At 56.8% G+C, this 21,535-nt stretch carries 20 protein-coding genes; 11 read left to right on the forward strand and 9 right to left on the reverse strand.

Features of this window, described 5'->3' with window-relative positions; all coding sequences use genetic code 11:
* Window positions 1-45: 45 nt before the first annotated feature.
* The 3 genes from ACVRRC_RS15545 to ACVRRC_RS15555 are packed head-to-tail and all read right to left on the reverse strand — an operon-like array spanning window position 46 to window position 3,120.
* Window positions 46-1,359, reverse strand: coding sequence for a three-Cys-motif partner protein TcmP (locus tag ACVRRC_RS15545; RefSeq protein ID WP_048329177.1), 1,314 nt, complete (start codon window positions 1,357-1,359; stop codon window positions 46-48).
* 16 nt (window positions 1,360-1,375) lie between these two features.
* Window positions 1,376-2,119, reverse strand: a complete 744-nt coding sequence (locus ACVRRC_RS15550) for a phage Gp37/Gp68 family protein (protein WP_122076016.1) — start codon at window positions 2,117-2,119, stop codon at window positions 1,376-1,378.
* A gap of 29 nt (window positions 2,120-2,148) precedes the next feature.
* The gene (locus ACVRRC_RS15555) at window positions 2,149-3,120 is read right to left on the reverse strand and encodes a site-specific integrase (RefSeq protein ID WP_048329179.1); all 972 of its coding nucleotides are present in this window, start codon (window positions 3,118-3,120) and stop codon (window positions 2,149-2,151) included.
* Window positions 3,121-3,299: 179 nt separating this feature from the next.
* Here ACVRRC_RS15555 and ACVRRC_RS15560 point away from each other — a divergent pair, with 179 nt between their 5' ends.
* On the forward strand, window positions 3,300-4,289 hold the full coding sequence (locus tag ACVRRC_RS15560; RefSeq protein ID WP_472997201.1) for a DNA-binding protein: 990 nt from the start codon (window positions 3,300-3,302) through the stop codon (window positions 4,287-4,289).
* 80 nt (window positions 4,290-4,369) lie between these two features.
* Here ACVRRC_RS15560 and ACVRRC_RS15565 read toward each other — a convergent pair whose 3' ends face one another.
* Window positions 4,370-4,600, reverse strand: coding sequence for a helix-turn-helix domain-containing protein (locus ACVRRC_RS15565; RefSeq protein ID WP_048329181.1), 231 nt, complete (start codon window positions 4,598-4,600; stop codon window positions 4,370-4,372).
* Between the two features lie 101 nt (window positions 4,601-4,701).
* On the opposite strand from ACVRRC_RS15565, the gene ACVRRC_RS15570 reads away from it, so the two are divergent.
* From ACVRRC_RS15570 to ACVRRC_RS15585, 4 genes are all read left to right on the forward strand, one after another.
* Window positions 4,702-5,292, forward strand: coding sequence for a hypothetical protein (locus ACVRRC_RS15570; RefSeq protein ID WP_048329182.1), 591 nt, complete (start codon window positions 4,702-4,704; stop codon window positions 5,290-5,292).
* Window positions 5,289-6,689, forward strand: a complete 1,401-nt coding sequence (locus ACVRRC_RS15575) for a DEAD/DEAH box helicase (RefSeq protein WP_048329184.1) — start codon at window positions 5,289-5,291, stop codon at window positions 6,687-6,689. The genes ACVRRC_RS15570 and ACVRRC_RS15575 overlap by 4 nt, the downstream gene beginning before the upstream one ends.
* Before the next feature lie 66 nt (window positions 6,690-6,755).
* Window positions 6,756-7,019 carry a BPSL0761 family protein gene (locus ACVRRC_RS15580; protein ID WP_048329185.1) on the forward strand — a complete coding sequence of 88 codons (264 nt, stop codon included), beginning with the start codon at window positions 6,756-6,758 and terminating at the stop codon, window positions 7,017-7,019.
* A 14-nt stretch (window positions 7,020-7,033) separates the two neighbouring features.
* Entirely contained in the window at window positions 7,034-7,633 is a 600-nt protein-coding gene (locus tag ACVRRC_RS15585) for a DUF6088 family protein (RefSeq protein WP_080965149.1), read from the forward strand.
* A gap of 221 nt (window positions 7,634-7,854) precedes the next feature.
* Here the strand turns inward: ACVRRC_RS15585 and ACVRRC_RS15590 are convergent, their stop codons facing one another.
* The 3 genes from ACVRRC_RS15590 to ACVRRC_RS15600 form a co-directional block, all read right to left on the reverse strand.
* On the reverse strand, window positions 7,855-8,799 hold the full coding sequence (locus ACVRRC_RS15590) for a hypothetical protein (RefSeq protein WP_138412860.1): 945 nt from the start codon (window positions 8,797-8,799) through the stop codon (window positions 7,855-7,857).
* Between the two features lie 107 nt (window positions 8,800-8,906).
* Window positions 8,907-9,770, reverse strand: coding sequence for a TniB family NTP-binding protein (locus ACVRRC_RS15595; RefSeq protein ID WP_053069166.1), 864 nt, complete (start codon window positions 9,768-9,770; stop codon window positions 8,907-8,909).
* Window positions 9,767-11,587, reverse strand: a complete 1,821-nt coding sequence (locus tag ACVRRC_RS15600; RefSeq protein ID WP_080965150.1) for a Mu transposase C-terminal domain-containing protein — start codon at window positions 11,585-11,587, stop codon at window positions 9,767-9,769. Before ACVRRC_RS15600 ends, ACVRRC_RS15595 begins: the two co-directional genes overlap by 4 nt.
* A gap of 390 nt (window positions 11,588-11,977) precedes the next feature.
* Between ACVRRC_RS15600 and ACVRRC_RS15605 the strand changes: the two genes are divergently transcribed.
* The 3 genes from ACVRRC_RS15605 to ACVRRC_RS15615 all read left to right on the forward strand — a co-directional run bounded on the left by ACVRRC_RS15605 (window position 11,978) and on the right by ACVRRC_RS15615 (window position 14,816).
* Entirely contained in the window at window positions 11,978-13,045 is a 1,068-nt protein-coding gene (locus tag ACVRRC_RS15605; RefSeq protein ID WP_472997304.1) for a phosphotransferase, read from the forward strand.
* A complete protein-coding gene (locus ACVRRC_RS15610; protein ID WP_472997203.1) occupies window positions 13,042-13,995 on the forward strand; it encodes a ribose-phosphate diphosphokinase in 954 nt (317 codons plus the stop codon). The genes ACVRRC_RS15605 and ACVRRC_RS15610 overlap by 4 nt, the downstream gene beginning before the upstream one ends.
* Window positions 13,996-14,312: 317 nt before the next feature.
* The gene (locus ACVRRC_RS15615) at window positions 14,313-14,816 is read left to right on the forward strand and encodes a copper chaperone PCu(A)C (RefSeq protein WP_014596699.1); all 504 of its coding nucleotides are present in this window, start codon (window positions 14,313-14,315) and stop codon (window positions 14,814-14,816) included.
* A 41-nt stretch (window positions 14,817-14,857) separates the two neighbouring features.
* Here ACVRRC_RS15615 and gorA read toward each other — a convergent pair whose 3' ends face one another.
* The gene (gene gorA, locus ACVRRC_RS15620; RefSeq protein ID WP_020306413.1) at window positions 14,858-16,216 is read right to left on the reverse strand and encodes a glutathione-disulfide reductase; all 1,359 of its coding nucleotides are present in this window, start codon (window positions 16,214-16,216) and stop codon (window positions 14,858-14,860) included.
* 71 nt (window positions 16,217-16,287) lie between these two features.
* Between gorA and ACVRRC_RS15625 the strand changes: the two genes are divergently transcribed.
* On the forward strand, window positions 16,288-16,710 hold the full coding sequence (locus ACVRRC_RS15625; RefSeq protein ID WP_017246406.1) for a VOC family protein: 423 nt from the start codon (window positions 16,288-16,290) through the stop codon (window positions 16,708-16,710).
* Window positions 16,711-16,744: 34 nt separating this feature from the next.
* Here ACVRRC_RS15625 and galU read toward each other — a convergent pair whose 3' ends face one another.
* Window positions 16,745-17,584, reverse strand: coding sequence for a UTP--glucose-1-phosphate uridylyltransferase GalU (gene galU / locus ACVRRC_RS15630; RefSeq protein ID WP_013982788.1), 840 nt, complete (start codon window positions 17,582-17,584; stop codon window positions 16,745-16,747).
* Window positions 17,585-18,187: 603 nt separating this feature from the next.
* On the opposite strand from galU, the gene ACVRRC_RS15635 reads away from it, so the two are divergent.
* Together ACVRRC_RS15635 and hemN are read left to right on the forward strand one after the other, a co-directional pair.
* Window positions 18,188-19,807, forward strand: coding sequence for a methyl-accepting chemotaxis protein (locus ACVRRC_RS15635; RefSeq protein ID WP_013982787.1), 1,620 nt, complete (start codon window positions 18,188-18,190; stop codon window positions 19,805-19,807).
* A gap of 215 nt (window positions 19,808-20,022) precedes the next feature.
* On the forward strand, window positions 20,023-21,411 hold the full coding sequence (hemN, locus tag ACVRRC_RS15640) for an oxygen-independent coproporphyrinogen III oxidase (protein ID WP_011913241.1): 1,389 nt from the start codon (window positions 20,023-20,025) through the stop codon (window positions 21,409-21,411).
* Window positions 21,412-21,535: the final 124 nt, after the last annotated feature.

Genomic DNA, 21,535 nt, shown 5'->3' on the forward strand with positions numbered 1-21,535 from the left:
CTACCGTTGGAGGCGAACCGACCACCCGAAGAGCGATGCCGCCCCTCAGTTTTCTGAACTGGATTTCTTCAGAGGTGGCACGAAGAAGATGGGTCTTTGCGGGGGCGCTATCAGGATATCTGTCGACTTGATGCTTGTGCCTTTTCGACGCCTTGTTTTGCCGTTCTTGTCGACCGCCAGCAGATCACCGGTCGCGACAGCAATGTCGAGTGCCTGCTTTACGCGAAGCTCGTCAGCCATGGTGTAGTTGGTCAATCCGCTCATCAGACCCAAAAAAGGTTGCCGTTCTACCTCGTAGACCTGTTCGGGCAAGAGCTCTGAAAGTTCTCCTCGGATGCGGTCATCGGTGGCATCGTCGAAGTGATGCTCATCCAACAGCAAATCGTGCTGACCTGTCACGGCGATATCCCGATTGGCGTCGTAGCCGAAAAAGCTGGAAGGCGACAGCATATGGGAAAAGTTGTTGCCGTATTTCCAGTGGATCTTCTTCATCACATCGTTAGCGCGGTAGTTGTTCGCCAGATGGATAAACCAATAGGCCATCGGGCTGCTGCCAGCAGGGCGAATGAAGAACACGGTCATGTACTGGGCACCGCTTTCCTGCTTGATCCCGTCAGACAGAAAACGCTGGATCAGGTACTGCCAATTGCGCGGCTGATGAGCCTTCAGCTCTTTCAGCATGCTCCACGGCACATGGTGATCCAATCCGATATTAGCGATGGCCTTCCGATTCGCTTGGCGGTCGGCCAGGTAAGTGACCAGAAAATCGACGTTGAAGGTCAGCAGCACCTCGGCATTACCGAGGTTCTGGAAAATCCATTTGATCTTGGGGAACGGTACGTCGCCATAGCCGTACTGATCCAGCAGGAAGAGCACACGCTCACCTTTGCCGAAATGCTTGAGCTTTTGAGCGATGGTCGGCAATGCTTCTGTGAATTCAGCGCTATGCAGATGCACATCTTGGCCAAGCCGAGGGGCATGACCACGCGCGGCCAATACCGAATGCAAGCAGGCAATGTTCTCGGGCTTCACATCCACGAAATAGTGCTGGGAGCGAATGAGACGCGGCTTGATGCGCTCCAGGTTGTTGCGGACCTCCGAAGCCTGAATCGCCTCCAGTGCAATCACAGGAGAGCCGAAGTGATTCCCACCTGCGCCGTCGTGGTAGATACCTCCGCCACTGAAGCCATCGACGATCGACAGGCCCAGTTCTGGCATCAACTGATTTCGCATCAGCACGTCGATGTAAGTCTGGATGTACTCGTCGATAATCTGATGTTTGATCTTGCTGTGCGGATCGATGGTCGGGAAGGTCTGCGTGCCCCAATCCCAACGGTATTTCTCATCATCCTTGGCCATGCGGTATCCCTTGGTATCAGGCGAGATTGAGCAGCGGGATTCCATCCCAGGTCTGGCCGTTCAACAGTCGACCATTGGCTTTCTTCGAGCGTTTCACGCCATCAGCGCCCCATCCCCCCCATTGTTTGAAGAAAAACGCTGAGCCAGAGGCGTCGCACTGGCGATGAACGTTGTCGACCCATTCCTGTTTCATCGGGCGGGCCTTGGGACCCGACTCACCGCCGACAATGACCCAGTGAATGTCGGTCAGGTCCAACTCACCCAAATCTTCTAACAGCGGTTCAGCAGAGAGGAAGCGAATCGTGGCATCTACCTGACGCAGGCAATCGATCCTCGGCACACCATATTCGCGGTCCTCAACCGACACCCCCAGCCAGGCATTGATTGGAGGTGTCCGCTTGCTGAAATACACGGCTAGGCGCTCGGCACGCTTGGTGAGGATTTGGAAGGTGTGCTGGGAAGCCTTTCTGATCACCTCGAATACCTGGTCGATGTACTCGTCCGGTACATGCTCATGGAACAGGTCAGACATTGAGTTGACGAAGTAAATGGTCGGTTTCTTGCGCTGTAGCGGCTCCTGCAACTTCTCCGGTCGCAGGCTCAAACGAAAGCCGTTTTCATAGCCCGGCGTTCCCATAGCCTGCAGCCGGTAGGCCATGTTTTCCGCATAGCAGTGTTTGCATCCGGGCGACACCTTGGTGCAACCCACAATGGGGTTCCAGGTCATTTCCGTCCATTCGATGCTGGTCTGCGTACTCATTTCACCGTCACTCCTGTCGTGCATCGATGTTAGTGAGAAGCTGGCAGCTGCGTCAAAGTGCCAGTATTAGATTCAACAGCGGGCCTGACCGCCAGGCCACCAAATGAAATAGTGGGATCGATGTACCGCATGGCCGATTTGATGTCTTTCCAGCCCACATAGGTCATCAAGCCTTTGAGGTCCCATCCATTGGCCGTGGCCCATGTAGCGAAGCCGCGGCGCAAGGAGTGACTGGTATAAAGTTCAGCCGAAATCCCGGCGCGTCGAAGAATCTGACGCAGCAGGCTGATCAGGCTACCCGGGTGTAAAGCATCCTCGCTGAGATGCCCCCAGCGATCCAGGCGGCGGAACACGGCTCCTCGAACGATACCTGCCGCACTGATCCAGTCGAGATAGGCCTGTACCGGGCATAGTCGCTTTAGCGCCGGCGTGTAGTGCGTCGTACCGAGATTTTCTCGGTCGCCCTTGCTCTGCGGCAGGAAAAGACGCATGCCTGCGCCTGCTTCGGCCTGAATATGCTCGACCTGCAGCCGGCAGAGCTCATCGCTGCGAAAGCCTCGCCAGAAACCGATCAGCAGCAATGCCATGTCGCGCCGACAGCGCAGCAGGTTCGCTAAATCGCCCCGCATCCGAGCTCGCTCTGATTCCTGATCCAGCCATTGAGCTGCCTGCTCCAAGTGCTGCAGCTGCAGAGGGGCAGCTTGCTTGACCTGTGCCGGATGCAGGGTGCGGATGCCCTTGAGTACCTGACGCACCGTGGGAGTCTTCGTTGGGTCGGGAAAGCCTTGGGTGATATGCCATTGAGCGAGAGCGGCTAAGCGTTGCTTCAACGTGTTCACGCTCAGCGTATCTGCATAGTCCACCAAGTAGCGGACAACGCTATCGCCTGTTGCGGGCAGAAAGCCGCCCCACGCCACTTCGAAGTGCTCGATGGCCGACTGATAGCTGCGGCGGGTGTTTTCCCGCGTACCGGCTTGTAGGTAGCGCCCGACGTCTTTCATCGACTGAGATGCCCTTTATGTACTGCAAAACGGCCAATGAACGACCGTCTGCGCCATTCATATTGAATAATTCGTGATTATCCAATTTTAATTCAGCTTCCTTCTAGTGCAAACTTTCGCTGAAACATAGAATGTAAATACAGGGTATGTAATACAGTACGTAATTGTAGGAGGCCAACATGGCGCGTGGCGGTATCAACAAGGCGGTGGTACAGAAGGCTCGCACCGCCCTCCTCGCCCGCGGCGAGCACCCGAGCATCGATGCGATACGGGTTGAACTGGGCAATACCGGTTCGAAGACCACCATTCACCGCTACCTGAAAGAGCTGGAACCCGCCGACCGCAGCCGCGGGGCGGTGCCGCTTTCGCTGAGCGAGCAATTAGCCAACCTGGTGAGCCAACTGGCCGACCAGTTGCAGGAGGAGGCGCAAGCCGCCGTCGCCGGCGAGCGGGAACAGTTGGGCCGCGAACGGATCGACTACCAGCAGCGGATTCAACAGGCCGAAAGCCGCATCCAACAGCTGGAAGGTCAGGCTGCCCTCGACGCCGAACGACTTCAGGCGACTCATCACGAGCTGCAGCAAGCACGCGAGCAGCGGCAGCAGACCGAGGTCGAGAACGCCCGCCTGCAGCAGGCCAATCGCGATCTGGAGGAGCGGCTACAGGATCGCGACGCACAGATCCATTCGCTAGAGGAAAAGCACCAACATGCACGCGACACCCTGGAGCACTACCGGCAGGCCAGCAAGGAACAGCGCGAACAGGAACAGCGTCGACACGAGTCGCAGGTGCAGCAGTTGCAACAGGAAACGCGTCAGCTGCAGCAGACGTTAATCGTCAAGCAGGACGAACTGACCCAGCTGAATCGCGACAACGCGCGCCTTCTCACCGAAGCAAGGCAGCTGCACAAGGATCAGCAGGCCCAGCAACGTCTGCTGGATCAGAAAGCTCTGGCCCTTGAAGCTCTGCAGAGCCAACTCAGCGCGATAGAAGCCATCAAGCTGGTCCTGGAGCAGCGCAATCAGGATCTACAGGGCGAACTGGACCGCTTGAGCAAGTCCAAGGCCAGGCAAGGCACCCGCCGACAGCCACGGAATGCCGAGCGCGCAACCGTGGCAGTAGATAAATCGGCTCCGCCAGCAAAAAGCAAAGCTGGCCGAGACGACTAGATCGACAAACCAATACTCGAGGACGTGGATCACTTGCCCCGCCGCGCGGCGGTCAGCTGCGACTTTCAACCCAGGATCATTCAGGTTGGTTTCAGTTCGGACAGTTTAGGTAGCAGATAGGCCGGGTCACAGGCGAGCTGGCGTGCAATTCGATACAGCTTCTCTACGGTGATGCTTACTTCACCCCGCTCAATCCGCCCCATATAGCTGCGGTCGATGCTGCAGGCCAGCGCCAGGGCATCCTGAGAAATCCGGCAGGCCTTTCTCTGCGCTCGGATGCGTTCGCCCAACGCTTTCGCCAACTTATCCATGACCGTCTCAATTCCGCTGAGACGGCAATATCATGCGTTTACGGACGCACAGGCCACGGACTATAATCCGTATTTTTCGCGCTATCCTCTCTGGTGCCGCAATGAAATCAGCCTCGTTCACCTTCGACAGGCGGCTGTATGAGCTGCTTCAGGAGGAAGGCCGCACACGATTCACGATTCGTGAACTGCGCGATGCCTACGCCAAGCGCCTCGAAGGCATGACCTATCGCATCGGCGATGTGCGCCGCTATGTGTATGAACAGATACGCCGAATGTTACGCATAGGTTGGCTCGTGCATGACGAAGAGCGCCGCGTACGGGGACAGGTCTACCACCTCTTATCCATCCCGACACATCTGCAGCTAGAGTTGATTGACAACGGGTTCGAGAACAGCCGTAAGACTGCTGGTGAGCCAGACCGGGCACCATCAACTTCCGATAATGCAGCAGTGTCGCCTGAACCCTCACCCGGTATGGATCAGCATCTGGAGACGCTTCTCAAAGAGGTCCGATTGGACTTCCTGGCATCGATGGGCGAGGCGGAGCGATATAAGCTGCTTCTTGAGGATATGCCGCATCTCCGCGACAAGGTCGAAAGCGAGTATCTGGAGGCCAGAGACCGAAGCTCACGCCTGCTGGGCCATCTCCGCGCCATCGAAAAGACGCTCAAGACACTTGCCTCCGCACGATGACCACACAACTGCGAAACTGGCAGCGCCGCTGCATCGACAAAGCGCTTGAACGATTTAAATCCACACCCCACTTCTTCTGCCAAGCGACGCCAGGCGCCGGCAAGACGCGCATGGCGGCTGAACTGGCCAGCAGGCTACTTGGTCAGGGCAAAATCGATCTGGTGCTCTGCTTCGCGCCATCTTGCCAGGTGGTCGAGGGCTTTCGCGCATCCTTTGCTGCCGTTCTCGGTAGACGCTTTGACGGCCAACTCGGCGCAGCAGGCGCAGCGTTCACCTATCAGGCCATGGAGTACCGAGATGAGGCGTTCTGGCAACTCCTCACTGACTATCGAGTGTTTGCGGTGTTTGACGAGATTCACCACTGCGCCGGCCACGATCTATCACTAAGCAACTCTTGGGGCCAGCAAATTCTTCAGCGAATACAAGACAGGGCCACTTTCACCTTGGCGCTATCTGGTACGCCTTGGCGTTCAGACGACCGGCCCATTGCTCTGGCTCGCTATTCGAGCCCCGAAGGGCATCTGATCTGCGACTACCGCTACGGACTGAAAGAAGCCATCACTGATCAGGTATGCCGCGCTCCCCGCATTGTCCTGCTCGACAATCAAAAGGTGAAACTTACCGAAGAGCTGGACACAGAGTGCACTGTCAGGATGTTTCCGAGCATCGCCAAACTATTGGGCGAATCCCCTGTCACCTACGAAGAGCTGCTGCGCCATGACGAAGTGATCGATCAGTTGCTCAGTCGTGGGTGCAGCAAGCTGGATGAGCTTCGCCTGATCAAGCTTGATGCAGCAGGTTTGGTGGTTGCCACCGATATCGAACACGCCCAGCAAATTGCCCGGGCCCTGGAAGCCCGGGGTGACGATTGCCGCATCGTGACCAACATAACTCCCGCCGCACAACAAGTGATCAATGAGTTCAGACACAGCAACTGCCGCTGGATTATCGCTGTGGGAATGATCAGTGAAGGTACGGACATCCCACGCCTTCAGGTATGTTGCTACCTGAGCCGCATCCGCACCGAGCTGCATTACCGACAAGTACTAGGGCGAGTGCTTCGACGCACAGGCGAGCCCGATGATCAAGCGTGGCTATTCATGTTGGCGGAGCCGGCATTGAAGTGCATGGCGGAAAGAATTGCAGATGATCTGCCGGATGACCTGGCGGTGCTTAACGAGGTCCAGATGCCAACCTATACCTCAAGCTCCATTTCCGGCTTGATTGGGTCTGCCGACAATGTCGACAGAGTGGATGGCAGTACTGAAAATAGCAACGCACAGGTATTTGGAGCCGTCGCTACGTCCCGCATCTCTCTGGAAGACTCTGCCCCCGAACCAAGCTACCAGGTCAGCTTTTCCAAGCACTATCGTCAGCAGTTGCTGGCTTGCTTTTGATTTCTTATGTAGATATCAGAGCTCAGACGTCGGCTTTTGTGGTTGGCTGAATCAGGAGGCAACGCATTGACCCTTCCCCACGAGAGAACCCGCAGCGTCATCAAGACCGAAGAGTTCCTACGAGAACTCTCTCGCAACACTGAGCTGCCCCAGGACATCCGCAGCTATGCAAAAAGCCTGCTCAGGCATTACCCGTCAGCTAACCAAATTTTCTCGTTAGGGCGCCTCGAAGAGTGCCTGGTGATTGATGCGCAAGATGATGAATATCGACGAAGGGTAATTGCTTTCCATCAGCCGCTCTTCAGTTCGTCATTAAACTACACGCTATAGCCATAGGGTAAGTAATGATCCGCGCTGATAGAGTCCTTTCGGTAACTGCCCGCGTTGCTCAACGAGTCAAGCTGACTCCCAAAGGACAGCCATTCAGTATCCGGCGATTCGCGGAATTTGGAACGAGAAGCGCCGTATCTAAAGCAATAAATCGACTGGTCAACCGAGGTGAACTTGAGCGGGTGTATCGAGGAATCTACATGCGACCGAAACCCGGTCAATACACAGCATGGGTTCGCCCAAACGTATGGCAAGTGACAAATTTGATTGCCAGCCAGAACCACCAGGTTCTGCAGCTTCATGGCGCAGATGCGGTCAGATTGTTTGGACTGAGCACCCAAATGCCGCTTATTCCGATCTATTACACAAGCGGCCCCAGTCGATCAATTTTTATAGGGAAAGCTGAAATCCGTTTGGTTCATGCTCCGCCAATGGTCATGCAGCACTGCGGAACCGAGGTAGGCACCGCCATCAGCGCATTATTTTACCTCGGTAAAGACAACTCTACCCCGGAGTGTATTGTCACAATTAAAAAGGCGCTTAGACCTGAAGACCTAGCGAAACTAATGACATCCAAAATTCCAAAATGGATGCGCGTTGCGTTGGAGGCATAACCTGCCCCAATGAAAAAACGCCCTAGTACAGCGCCCCTTGATGCCCAATGCGATCGGTATCGACCGATCATTGATGGATTTTGAGTTGACAAGTAAGGATAGGAATTACTTGCTTCAGCTTGTCAATTTTCCGCAGTACCAAAATACCTTTTCATAGGCAGAAACAAGATTCACGATTTGTCATATTTATGCACGAACAGAGTTGCGTAGACTAACAACCGCTAGTCAAGAACTGTTCCGAACAAATGCAGGCCGAGCACACCCTCACGAGCATATCTGACCTCTTGGAGTTGAAGGTGGCGATCCAATAACGGAAAGTCCTTCCTGGGAAAACCACCCAAATAACGATGCAGTGCTCTATACCCGGCCCCATCGACATAAGGAAAGGCTGCAGCCCGATGTAAGTCCCTAGATATTAGTAGACCAATCTTTGCATCCTCACACGCTTCAATGAACATCAAAAATCTTGAATAAGGAATAATATCTAGCAATGAAGCAGCAAATATCATGCTTCCAAATCTACTTGGCGGGTCCGCGATGGAAGCCCCCTTGAATATGCTTTGCTCAAAGGAGGTCGGATCAGAAAACCGCATACCTCTCTCTGTCTGAAAATGGATTCTCGCAGATCCACCTCGACCACCATGAAAAGGAGCTTGAAGAAAAATACAGAATAACTTATTGAATAAATCAACCACGATATATCTCCGACTAGCTCTGCTACCAGTAAGAAAGTGCTCAATCTTCATAAGAGTGGTAGAGCGGAAACGTGAAAACCATGGGTCTTCCGCCACATTACTTCTTGAGACCGAATTACATTCTTGGACAAAAGCATCCCACGCTTTCGAGTAACGAGACGCATCAGATAGCGCGACCAATTCCTTTTTATGCATACTGCAAATACATGAATGGGAATAGCACCAACTTTTTCGCCATATAGGTAAATGACCATTGGCTACGTCATTTCGCAAACAGTCCGGACAAAAGAAACGGCGATAACTCCATTCAACTGCAGTTCCATTACGTAAACCGAAATAAACACTCAACCATTCTGGATTAATGTCCTCACGCCCTTCCCCCAGGCGTTGAGACGCTGAAAAAAAATCAACATCTGGATCAGCGGACCTGAACTCTAGCCCTTCCCACCAATGCAACGGACGTTCGGCCAATTCCAGGCGCGTAAATTTTATTATATGCCGATTAAGGCTGCACCGAAAAAGCCATGACGATAGCGTCTCGTCAAAATTCGGCGTTAGTAGCGCACTTAATCTCACATCTAGTAGCCCCAGAGATTTTTGTTTGCACGCTGCAGCATATTCAGATCAATTTTCTCAACGCCTAGCTTTACTGCATAACATGCAGCACTTCTAATCAACTCGAGAGTCTTGTCCATTCGGCCATAGGTAATAGATAAAATCGACCTTACCATCTCCTCAGAATAGAGCTGCGATGGCATTCGCAATGGCAATGATTCCTCGACTTCTAGCAAGAACGATCTAAAACCCTCATCTTCACACCAATCCGTAAGCGTAACCTCATGAAATCGCCTTTTAAATTCATCATTGGACTGCAGGGCATTCCGCGCGCTAACGGTGCCAAAGCAAAATAACTTCAATCCATACTCGACCCCAAGTAATTTCTTGAGGATTGACATATTAACTCGCTGCTCTTGCTTAGGACGCAAAAGTGCATCATGAAATTCATCGATAACCAAGCCCCAAACTCTTCTAAGCCTGATAACCTCTCTAATTTCATTTGGGATAATATCCGAGCCGCTTTTAGGTCTCACCCCAGAGGCTAGAGGCAAACCGAGAGCCAAGGCGAGTTCGGCTTTAAGGCTTTTCTTGACGCTTATCTCAGGCGACTCGGCCATGGATATAACAACCAATCCTTCACTATTCTTAATTCGCTTCGGGATTTGTGATATTATGGCCGTTTTCCCCGAACCACCAGGGCCGATCACGAGCAGCGCGGGGGCATTAATGCGATCTGGGACTTCCGCAATATTATTCATCATTCTAAAAACTGCTTCGCTGGAATTATTATCAACCCAAAGCTCATTATGAATTGCGGCTATTCGAGTATCCACATCGGCGGATAAATACTTCTGTATGTCAGATCGAACGTGTTCGCTACTCATTTGCTCCCCCCAGATCTGAATCTTTCCGGAAGAGCTGAATAGTCAGGCTTGACTTTTTCGGGCTTAACTGCCGGATTGTCGCCAATAGGACCAGGGTAGGCATCAAGATAGGCTTTTTCCGCAGCTTTTCGGCGTCTTTGCTTACGCGTTAAGACGATGCTCTCTTTCTCGATGCCCTGCTTTTCCCTGTAGGCTTTAAGCCCTCCAGCACTATCAATTGCCCCGACTCGAACTGGCCGCCTATGTAACCTGCTTGCACGATATTCTTCATAATTTGGTGCTTGGATCGTTAAGTCGGATAGACGAATTGAGCAGAACTGTCCATTTAACTTAACCCACACCTCATTCAAATTAAACGGATCAAATTTAACAACCGCCTTATTAGTCCCAACAAAGGGCACTAAAATAGGATCCCAATACGTCTGACCGTGTAACTTTATACCTTCGGGGTTAATTTTTCGTACTTCTTGAGGCATAAACCAAAGCTTCAGCTGCTCCGGTTCTGAAATTTTCGGTGGATACGGAAGCCCACCGGAGGGAGCAAAATAGTCATACCAAGCTTGCCGCGGACTAACTTTCAACGCACTATGAATGGTCGAGTGATAAACAACCACTTCGCGTGCAAACCAACGAGAAAAGTCGAAGAATGTCATTGTGGCATTCTTTTCGCTGTCGAGATCTCTTCGTGCAACTGAGTTCGACATTGTTGTTCCTTTTAAGAGGTGGACTTTTGTCGTCATGAAAGTACCAATCAATCGTTCAACATGACCACCAAAGTGCTTTTCACCAACTGGTCGATATTCGGGATGTATTCCAAATGACTCGCATCCAGCTTTAAATTTGGGACTGGTGAACTCCGCAGCATTATCCATGTGCAAAACGTCTGGCTTACCATAATAGGGATAGTCTACGGGATCTATGCCCATGCTTTTGGCAAAACCTATTTTAGGAAGCACACTTTGACTAAGTGCACACGCAACAGAAACTGACGACGGAACGTGAAGGCTGAGGTAATAGCCGACAATCACTCTTGTATATATATCAATTATCACCGTCAACCAAGGGCGACCAATCACATTGATACGATCATCCGCTAAAAGGATAATGTCGACCAACGTGTGATCCATTTGCACCCATTGCAACGGCCTTTCGACTTTTTTCTTTCCCGGTCGCGCCGAGAACTGTTGTGCTGCGGCATCGGCCCCGGCTTTGATTTTGACTCTTTTTTTCTCTGAGAGAATTAACTTCACACGTCGTAAAACTGTAGCTTTACAAGGGGATGGTAACCCCTGCTCTTTACATGCGACATCTACCTCGAGCCACACTTTGCTATAGCTAGCACCTTTCGAATTGTAAACTTTATGAGTCGCATCAAAAACAATTACCTCTACAGCTTCATCTAATCTAGTAACTCCTTTCTTAACCCCACGCCGCTGAAGAACCAATGACAGAGGACCAATTTCCTCATCACACATCTTAGCCAAACGAAAAAAATAGCTCCGCGACAAATTCAGCTTCACACAAGCTTGAGCGGTTGTTACTTCCTTCACCCTCCACTGGCTAATAACGTTGTACCGCTCTACAGCTAGCGATAGCTCGTCTTCTCCATAATCATTCACATTCAAATTTATTACATTACCCCCAGCCACCCCTCCTGTGAGACCAACAATCCTCTCAATATCGCGCTGAGAAACCATCAAAGCTTCGCCAGTTGCCTTAACGACTACCCTAATGCTCTTTGCGCTAAGAATCTGTTGAATTGTGGCAAGCTTTCCCTTTGCGACTACTAGCTCCCCAACAATTAGTTGATCTGTCATATATAGTTTCGCTGCAAAATTTGGAGAGAAACATCTTTCGGCAACATATCGCCAAGGGTGATATTGCCTGTCACAACGCAGACGGCATTTAAAAAATAGACTATGAGATGTTATTTCGCCAATTTTGTCTTTTTTTTAAACTGAAACGAAGCTATGTCACTGATTTATATATGAAAAATCTAGTCTCTTTTTTGAGCAGGCATCACATTCCTGATTGCCACCACCCTCACTTCGCTCTCGTTCTGTACTAACCGCGAGGCGGTCCCGCGTTTCATTCAGCGATGCGTCGAGCAGCCTGCCGTCGCGCAGCTAGACTCGCAGACAGCTGCCCCGTGTTGCGCGCCGACGGCGCCCAAGGGGCCTACCGTGCCGAAGAATGCTGAGGGACAGATGAGCGGTCAGCACGAGGTCATCGGCTTTCTTTCCCGCGCTGACAGCTACGGCTGCCCGGGCGGTACGGTCGATCGAATCGAGACCCATGGCTCGCTGATCTTTCTGTGTGGCGAACGCGTTTACAAGCTCAAGCGCGAGATCGCCTATGCGTCGCTGGATTTTCTCACGCTGGAAAAGCGCGAGCGCGCCTGCCATGCCGAGCTGCGGCTGAACCGGCGCACGGCACCTGGCCTTTACCTCAGGGTGAGCGCGATCACCCGGGATCGCGCTGGCGTACTGGCCTTCGACGCGGACGGCGAGGTGCTGGATTGGGTCGTGGTGATGCGGCGCTTTCCGCAGTCCGCCTTGTTCGATCGCATGGCCATGGCCGGCGAGCTGACGCCCTCGCTGATGCAGACCTTGGGCGTCGAGGTCGCTCGTTTTCATGCCGGTGCCGAGCGAACGCCGGCCTTTGGTGGCAGCGCTGGCATACGCCGATCCATCGAGACCAATCATCAGGAGCTGCGCCGCCAGTGCGCATTGCTCGATGGAAATGCGGTGCAGGCGCTCTACCGGGACCAGTTGACCTTGCTCGATCAGCTGTCGGCAGAGTTGGACCGGCGGCGCCGCGATGGATGCGTGCGGCACTGCCATGGCGATATGCGATTGGCGAACATCTGCCTGTTCGAAGGGCGGCCTACCCTGTTCGACGGCATCGAGTTCAGCGACGAGATTGCCTGTATCGATGTCCTGCATGACCTCGCCTTCGTGCTGATGGACCTGCAGCACCACCAGTTGGCTGATCTGGCGCCGACTGTTTTGCGAGCCTATCTGGATGAGAGTGGCGAGGCCGAGGAGTGTGCACCGTTGCCGCTGTTCCTATCGGTTCGCGCGGCGACTCGCAGCTTCACCCTGGCCGGCAGCGCCCAGCGCCAGGCCACAGCCGAAGCTGCCCAAGCCAAGGCTGAACAGGCACGTGCGTTGCTGCGACAGTCACGCCTCTATCTGCTCGATCACCAGGCACTGGGCCTGGGCTACCCGCAGCTCGCGTCCGCTCGTCCCCGTCCAAGCAGGAGTCATCCATGAACACCCGCCCTCCTCTGTTGTTCGCGCTGCATGGCACCCAGGAATATGCCGCTCGTGTCGCACGGCACATGGGGCTCGAGCTGGCCGAGCTCGAAGAGCGCGCCTTCGAAGACGGCGAGCACAAGACCCGCGCCCTGACGTCTGTGGAAAACCGCAACGCCGTCGTCTTCCATGCGTTGTACGGCGATGACGAGCGCAGCGTGAACGACAAGCTCTGCCGCCTGTTGTTCTTCTGCGGCGCCCTGAAGGACGCCGGTGCCCGCCACGTGCAGGTAGTCGCACCCTATCTCTGCTATGCACGCAAGGAGCGTCGTACCCAGCCCCAGGACCCGATCATCACCCGCTACGTGGCGGCGTTGTTCGAGGCCTGTCGGGTAGATCGCCTGACGACCTTCGAGGTGCACAACCTGGCTGCGTTCGACAACGCGTTCCGCATCCCCACGCGGCATATCGAGAGCGCCGAGCTGTTCGCTGCGCACTTCACGCAGCTGCCTGGTGACGTCGAGCTGGTAGCGGTCTCCCCCGATGCCGGCGACGCCAAGCGCGCGGAATCCTTTCGCCGGGCGCTGGAGCGGCATATCGGGCGCGCGGTTGGCAGCGCCTACATGGAGAAGTACCGCAGCAACGACATCGTGACCGGAACGATGCTGGTCGGCGACGTTCACGAGCGGATCGCGATCATCGTTGATGATCTGATCAGCACCGGCGGCACTCTGTTACGCGCCGGCGAGGCCTGCCGCAAGGCCGGCGCGCGGCAGGTCCACGCGGCGGCGGCCCACGGCCTGTTCACCGGCGGGCCGGAAATCCTGGAGAGCCCGGTATTCGACCAGTTGGTGATCACCGACACCGTTCCGCCGTTCCGTCTTCCCTCTGAGCTGGTCAGCCGGCGCCTCACTGTGCTCGACTCAAGCGCTATGGTCGCCGCCGCGCTGAAGAGCGAGTACTGTTGATTGGTCGCTTGCTCGGTCTGCATGCATTTTGACTACATTCGTGCTGGCAGTGCACTCGGAGCCGTGGGTGTTGCGGTTCGTTTCGGCAAGTCGATTGGCGCCGTGCAATACCCTCTCGCGCGCGGCATCAGGAACAGCGGCTTCGAGTGGTTCATGATGTGCATCCTTGCGTGCAGTCCCCAGCCGATTTGTCCGGCATCGACGGCTTGTGTTTGATCGGAATCAACGTCCCGGAGGCCGTCATGCAACCGAACGTAGCGCCTGGCGCCAAGCGGCGTAAGATGGCGCCATTCTTCACACGATAATCGGAGTTTTCCATGCTGCTTCGCTTACTGGCCGCAGGCGCTTTCACCATGCTTTGCATGCCTGCCTTCGCGCAGGACCACCACGATCATCACGCAGCAGCACCCGCAGTCGCCGGGGAGCTGGCTGTCAGCCAGGCCTGGTCGCGCGCGATGCCGCCGAGTGCGCCCACCGGTGCGGTGTATTTCGTTCTGGAAAATCGTGGCGAGCATTCGCAGCGACTGATCGGTGCGCAGACGCCGCGCGCGGAAAAGACCGAGCTGCATACCCATGTGCATCAGGGCGACATGATGAAGATGCAGCGGATCGATTCGGTGGAGGTGCCGGCGGCGGGCAAGGTGGAATTCAAACCGGGAGGCAATCACGTGATGCTTTTCGGCCTCAAACAGCCACTGGTGGCCGGAGAAAGTTTTCCGGTAACCCTGCAGTTCGAAAGCGGTAGCGAGATCACCACCGAAGTGAGCATCGAGGTCGATGCCCCGGCATCCGGGAATACCGCAACCGGCCATCATCACTGAGCTGAGCGGCGTGCCGCGCAGGGCGGCACGCCTGTCTGCCCTCAGATAGCGGCGGGTGTGCGCATGGTGACGAACTCTTCGGCCGCCGTCGGGTGGATCCCCAGGGTTTCGTCGAAGACCTGTTTGGTCGCCCCGGCCTTCAGCGCCACGGCCAGCCCCTGCATGATTTCGCCGGCGTCCGGCCCCGCCATATGGCAGCCCAGCACGCGGTCGGTATGCGCATCCACTACCAGCTTCATCAGGCTTCGTTCGAGGCTGTCGGTCATGGTCAGCTTCATGGGACGGAAGCGGCTTTCGAAGAGCGTGACCTTGTAGCCCTGCTCCCGCGCCTGCTCCTCGGTCAGCCCGACGGTTGCCATGTTAGGCAGGCTGAACACCGCTGTAGGGATGGTCGAGTAGTCGACCTTGCGATACTGCTCCGGTTTGAACAGGCGCCGCGCCACCGCCATACCTTCGGCCAGCGCAACGGGCGTCAGCTGGACGCGACCGATCACGTCTCCGATCGCCAGAATCGAAGGCACCGAGGTGCGGTACTCGTCATCCACCGCAATGAAGCCACGGGCATCCAGTGCCACGCCGGCTGCTTCGAGCCCCAGGCCGTCGATCATCGGCCGGCGGCCGGTTGCATAGAAGATGCAGTCCGCTTCCAGGGTGCGGCCGTCTTCAAGGGTGGCAAGCAGGCTGCCGTCGGCAAGCTTGTCGATATGGACGATGTCGGCGTTGAACTGGAGGTCCACGCCCTTCTTGATCATCTCGTCCTTCAGATGGTCGCGCAGCGAGCCATCGAAACCACGCAGGAACAGCTCGCCACGGTAGAGCAGCTTAGTGTCGGCGCCGCAACCATGGAAGATCGAGGCGAACTCCACCGCGATATAACCGCCGCCAACCACCAGGACCCGCCGCGGCAAGGCGTCCAGATAGAAGGCTTCGTTGGAGGTGATGGCGTGCTCGCGGCCCGGGATTTCCGGCACGTGCGGCCAGCCGCCGGTAGCGATCAGGATATGTTCGGCGCTGTAGCGCTTGCCTTCGACTTCGACGGTATGTGCATCGACCAGTTGCGCATGCGCCTGCAGCAGGGTCACGCCGCTGTCCACCAGGATGCTGCGATAGATGCCGTTCAGGCGCTGAATCTCGCGATCCTTGTTGGCGATCAGGGTCTTCCAGTCGAAGGTCGCGCCGTCGATGGTCCAGCCGTAGCCCTGCGCCTGGCCGATGTCCTCAGCGTAGTGCGCACCGTAGACCAGCAGCTTCTTCGGCACACAGCCGACGTTGACGCAGGTGCCGCCCAGGTAGCGGCTCTCGGCGACGGCCACTTTCGCGCCAAAGCCTGCAGCGAAGCGCGCCGCACGTACGCCACCGGAACCCGCACCGATGACGAATAGATCGAAGTCGTAAGCCATGTAGAGTTGTCTCCTTCTGTAGCGAACAGCATAACCCAGGCTTTGCGCCTGATTCACCGAAGGAGTGCCCCATGCGCCCCACCCTCACCCACCTGGCGCTGCATGTGCCAGACCTGGACGCCTGTATCGCCTTCTACACGCGGTTTTGCGGAATGCGGGTGTTCCACGAACGCCCTGGCAAAGGCTCACGCATCGTCTGGATGGCCGAGCCCGGCAAGGAGCGTGAATTCATCTTCGTGATCATGCCGGGCGGCATGGATCGCTCGCTGGCGGAGAACGACTACAGCCATTTCGGTTTCGCCATGGCCACTCGGGAGGAAGTGGATGCGGTAGCCGAATTGGCGCGCGCGGATGGCTGCTTGATCTGGGAGCCGCGCGACGAGCCCTATCCGGTGGGCTACTACTGTGGGGTACGCGACCCGGCGGGCAACTATGTGGAGTTCAGCTATGGCCAGCCGCTCGGGCCGGGCGCCGAGGAATTGCCCGCGCCATAAAACGATCGGGCCACCCTGAGGTGGCCCGACTGGATCAGAACGCCTTACCGGTGAGGTAGAAGTTCTCGTAGCAGAAGTTGGTCGCCTCGATGTATCCCTCGGCGCTACCGCAGTCGAAACGCTGTCCCTTGAATTTGTAGGCCAGCACGCAACCGTCCTTTGCCTGCTTCATCAGCGCGTCGGTGATCTGGATTTCACCTCCCTTGCCCGGCTCGGTCTGCTCGATCAGCTCGAAGATGTCCGGGGTGAGGATGTAACGGCCGATGATCGCCAGGTTCGACGGGGCGTCTTCCGGCTTGGGCTTTTCGACCATGTGGCTGACGCGGAAGATGTCGTCGCGAATCATCTCGCCGGCAATCACGCCGTACTTGCTGGTTTCTTCCGGCGGTACTTCCTGGATCGCCACGATCGAGCAGCGGAACTGGTTGTACAGTTTGACCATCTGCGCCAGCACCGGGTCGCCATCGAGGTTGATGCAGAGGTCGTCTGCCAGCACCACGGCGAACGGCTCGTCACCGATCAGCGGACGGCCGCTGAGAATCGCGTGGCCCAGCCCCTTCATTTCCACCTGACGGGTGTAAGAAAAGCTGCACTCGTCGATCAGGCGACGAATACCGACGAGGTACTTTTCCTTGTCGGTGTTGCGAATCTGATGCTCGAGCTCATAGCTGATATCGAAGTGGTCTTCGAGCGAGCGCTTGCCGCGCCCGGTGACCATGGCGATCTGCGTGAGCCCTGCCGCCAGCGCCTCCTCTACCCCGTACTGGATCAGCGGCTTGTTCACCACCGGCAGCATTTCCTTGGGCATGGCCTTGGTTGCGGGGAGAAAACGGGTGCCATATCCGGCAGCGGGAAAAAGGCATTTCTTGATCATGTGAGTCCTTGAAATGAAGGTTCCAATCGATGCACTGCTTGTAGGAACAGCAGCTGCCTTGCGGTGTTGCCCGGTCTTGCCGGCGTAGAGCCTACGACCATCGTTTTCATAAGGGGTTCGCAGCGAACGCAACGGAGGAATGCAGAAAAGATGCCCGTTCACTGACGTCTTTTCCAATCGCCTGCCAGACGGGTCGGCAACGCTAATATCGCTTTGCCATTCTGTAAAGCGGCGCTATGTCTCATGCCCGTTTGCACCGGCGTGATGCATACCGCCGCTTCTGTTCTTTAGCAGTGCGCGGTTACAGCAAGATGCCAACCAGGACCGCCGCCCCTGCCCTCGAACTCATGACCTGAGTCAGTGAAAGCTGCATTTGCTCCGTCATTGGTCGAGCGACGTGGTTCACATTCCTCGGAAAGCAATACCATAGCGCGCGCCATAATGGCGCAAGGCTACCACCGGCTTCGAAGTTTCAAGAATCCACGCTACTAGCCGATACGAGCTTCAGATCGCCCAGCTCGTTGCTGCGTCGTCATGGGAAACCAATAAAACAAGAGTGCAGTGACAGCTACCTCCCGCGTGGCAGTAGTACTAAGGAAAACCATGAACAACTCCGCCCCTCGACAAATGTCCGTGCAGACGAAGATCAACCTGGCGCTGGTGCTGGTGCTGGTGGCGATCATGTCGGCCTCGCTGTTCATCGCTGCCAGCACGGAGAAGCGGCTGGTTCTGCAGGTGGTCGAGCAGCAGACCAAGGATGCCGCCGACTCGTACTTCGACAGCATCAACACCATGATGCTGACCGGTACCATGGCGCAGCGCGAGGTGCTGCGAAACAAGATCCTGGCACGCCCCGGCGTCATCGATGCGCGCATCATCCGAGGCGATGAAGTGACCAAGGTGTTCGGTCCCGGTTACGCGCATCAGGCGCCTGCCGACGCGCTCGATCGTCAGGCGTTGACGGGCGAGTCGATCATTCAGGTCGACAAGAAGGATGGCGGCCGGGTGCTGACCGTGATCAACCCGATCCTTGCCCATGCCGACTACCGCGGAACCAACTGCCTGACCTGCCACCAGGTCGCCGAGAACGCCGTCATGGGCGCCGTGCGCATCAGCTACGACCTCAAGGCGCTGGATCAGGAGGTCGACCGCAATATCCTCGTCAGCGGCGCGATCCAGTTGTTGTTGCTGATTGTCGGCGTGGTGGTGATGTGCATGACCGTCCGCCATGTGATCCTGCGTCGTATCAACGCCATGCGCCACACCATGGACAGCATGGCCGAAGACGAGGATCTCAGCCGCAGTGTCGCGGTCGGTGCAAAGGATGAAATCGGCGCCATGGGCGATGCCTTCAACCGCATGATCGGCAAGTTCCGCCATAGCCTGGAAGCAGTCGCCGGGGTCACGCACCAGCTCACCGATGTGTCCGAACGCGTCTCCCATGTCGCGGAAAAGACCCTGGCCGCGGTCAACGACCAGCGCAGCGAGACCGATCTGGTCGCCTCGGCGATGAACGAGATGAGTGCCACCGTGCAGGAAGTGGCGCGCAACGCCAGCCATACGGCAACTGCTTCCACCGGAGCGGACAATGAATCGAAGGCCGGCGTGAAGGTCGCCAGCGAAGCGCTGGATGGTATCGAAGTGCTGATCGCCGAAATCGAAAAGGCCGCCGAGGTGATCCAGCGGGTCGAGAGCGACAGCGCCAGCATCGACATGGTGCTCGGGGTGATCAACGGCATCGCCGAGCAGACCAACCTGCTGGCGCTGAACGCCGCGATCGAAGCAGCCCGCGCCGGCGAACAGGGCCGCGGCTTCGCGGTGGTGGCTGACGAGGTGCGTACCCTCGCCTCGCGCACGCAGAAGTCCACCGAAGAAATTCAGGCCATGATCGAGCAGCTGCAAAGCGGCGTGCGCAACGCGGTACAGGCGATGAAGGAGGCGCAGCTGCGTGCGCGTTCCGGCTCGCAGTGCGTCGAGAAAGCCGCACAGAGCCTGAGCGTGATTGCCAACGAAGTGGGCACCATCAACGAGATGAACACCCAGATCGCCACGGCTGCCGAACAGCAGAGTGCGGTGGCCGAGGAGATCAACCGCAACATCACCACCATCAGCCGCATTGCCGACACCACCTCGGCCGACGCGGCACAAACCTCGCAGATCAGCGATGAACTGGTGCGCCTGGCTACCGAACTGAACCGTCTGGTCGGCCAGTTCAAGCTCTGAGCACGCACGCGAGGCCAGCCGCGGTCTCGCGTCTTCTGCGCCCTGCATCCCGCCCAGCGGTGCGGTGCGGGGCGCTATTCTTGATCTGAGACAGTCGGCGCATGAGGCCTGATCGTCCATAATTCGCGCCCATGACCTGCCTGAGCCGGAAACACCCGAGGGTGGCACCGCGTTCCGCTTCCGACTCCGAATTCAACCCTTAGGTGAAACGAACAATGGACCAACTGCCGAGCTTCAACCGGGCCCTGGTCGAGAAATACGACCGTCCCGGTCCACGCTACACGTCCTACCCTACTGCCCCGCAGTTCCATCAGGCCTTCGCCGAGGACGACTACCGCGCTGCCGCTGCGCGCAGCAATCAGGCGCAGCCGCCCAAGCCGCTGTCGGTGTACATCCACATCCCGTTCTGCAAGAGCCTGTGCTACTACTGCGCCTGCAACAAGATCATCACCCACAAGACCGAGCGCGCCGTCGAGTACCTCGAGTACCTCAAGCGCGAGATCGCCATGCAGGGTGCGCTGTTCGACCGCTCGCGCAAGCTGACCCAGCTGCACCTGGGCGGTGGCACACCGACCTATTTCACCAGCGAACAGCTGGCCGACCTGATGGCGAGCCTGCATCAGGCGTTCAACATGGATGACAGCGACAGCCACGAGTTCTCCCTTGAAGTGGACCCGCGCACCGTCACCCCGGAGCAGATCCACGGCTTGCGCAAGCTCGGCTTCAACCGTCTGAGCTTCGGCGTGCAGGACTTCGACGAGCAGGTGCAGATCGCCGTCAACCGCATCCAGACCGAGGAGCAGACCCGCGAACTGGTCCAGGCCGCCCGTGATGCGCGCTTCAAGTCGGTCAGCGTCGACCTGATCTACGGCCTGCCCCTGCAGACCGTCGCCAGCTTCGATGCCACGCTGAGCAAGATCATCGACATCCGCCCGGACCGCATCGCCGCGTACAGCTACGCGCACCTGCCGGATCTGGTGCGCGCGCAGAAGCTGATTCGCCCCGAGGACATGCCGCCGCCCGAGCGCAAACTGGAACTGCTGGAGCTGACCATTCAGCGCCTGACCGCGGCTGGCTACGTCTACATCGGCATGGACCACTTCTCGCTACCCGAGGACGAGCTGACCCTGGCCCGCGCCAACGGCACTCTGCAGCGCAACTTCCAGGGCTACTCCACCCATGCCGACTGCGACCTGATCGGGCTGGGCATTTCCTCCATCGGCAAGGTCGCCGACAGCTACAGCCAGAACGTCAAGGAGCTCTCGCAGTACTACGCGCGACTGAACGACGGCATGCTGCCGGTGCACCGTGGTTACAAGCTGAGCGACGACGATCGGCTGCGCCGCGATGTGATCGTCTCGTTGATGTGCCATGGGCGTATCGATTACCGGCAGATCGAACAGAAGCACGGCATCGACTTCCGCAGCTATTTTGCCGACTCGCTGGCCAAACTGGCCGAGCCGGTCGCCGATGGTCTGGTGGAGCTGCGCGACGATGCGCTGATTCTGCTGCCGCAGGGGCAGCTGATGATGCGCAACGTCGCCATGGCTTTCGATGCCTATCTCGGCGGCGAGCAGCGCGGGCGCTTCTCGCGCACCGTCTGATCCTTCCATCGCGTCCGGGGCGGCACCCACGCCGCCCCTTCGGCTGATCACCGGCCATTGCCAAATACCGCTCGAACTGTATAAATAGCCAGCTTTCGAGCGGGCCGCCCGCGCCCCAGTTTTA

It is taken from the genome of Stutzerimonas sp. LR2, assembly GCF_055755175.1.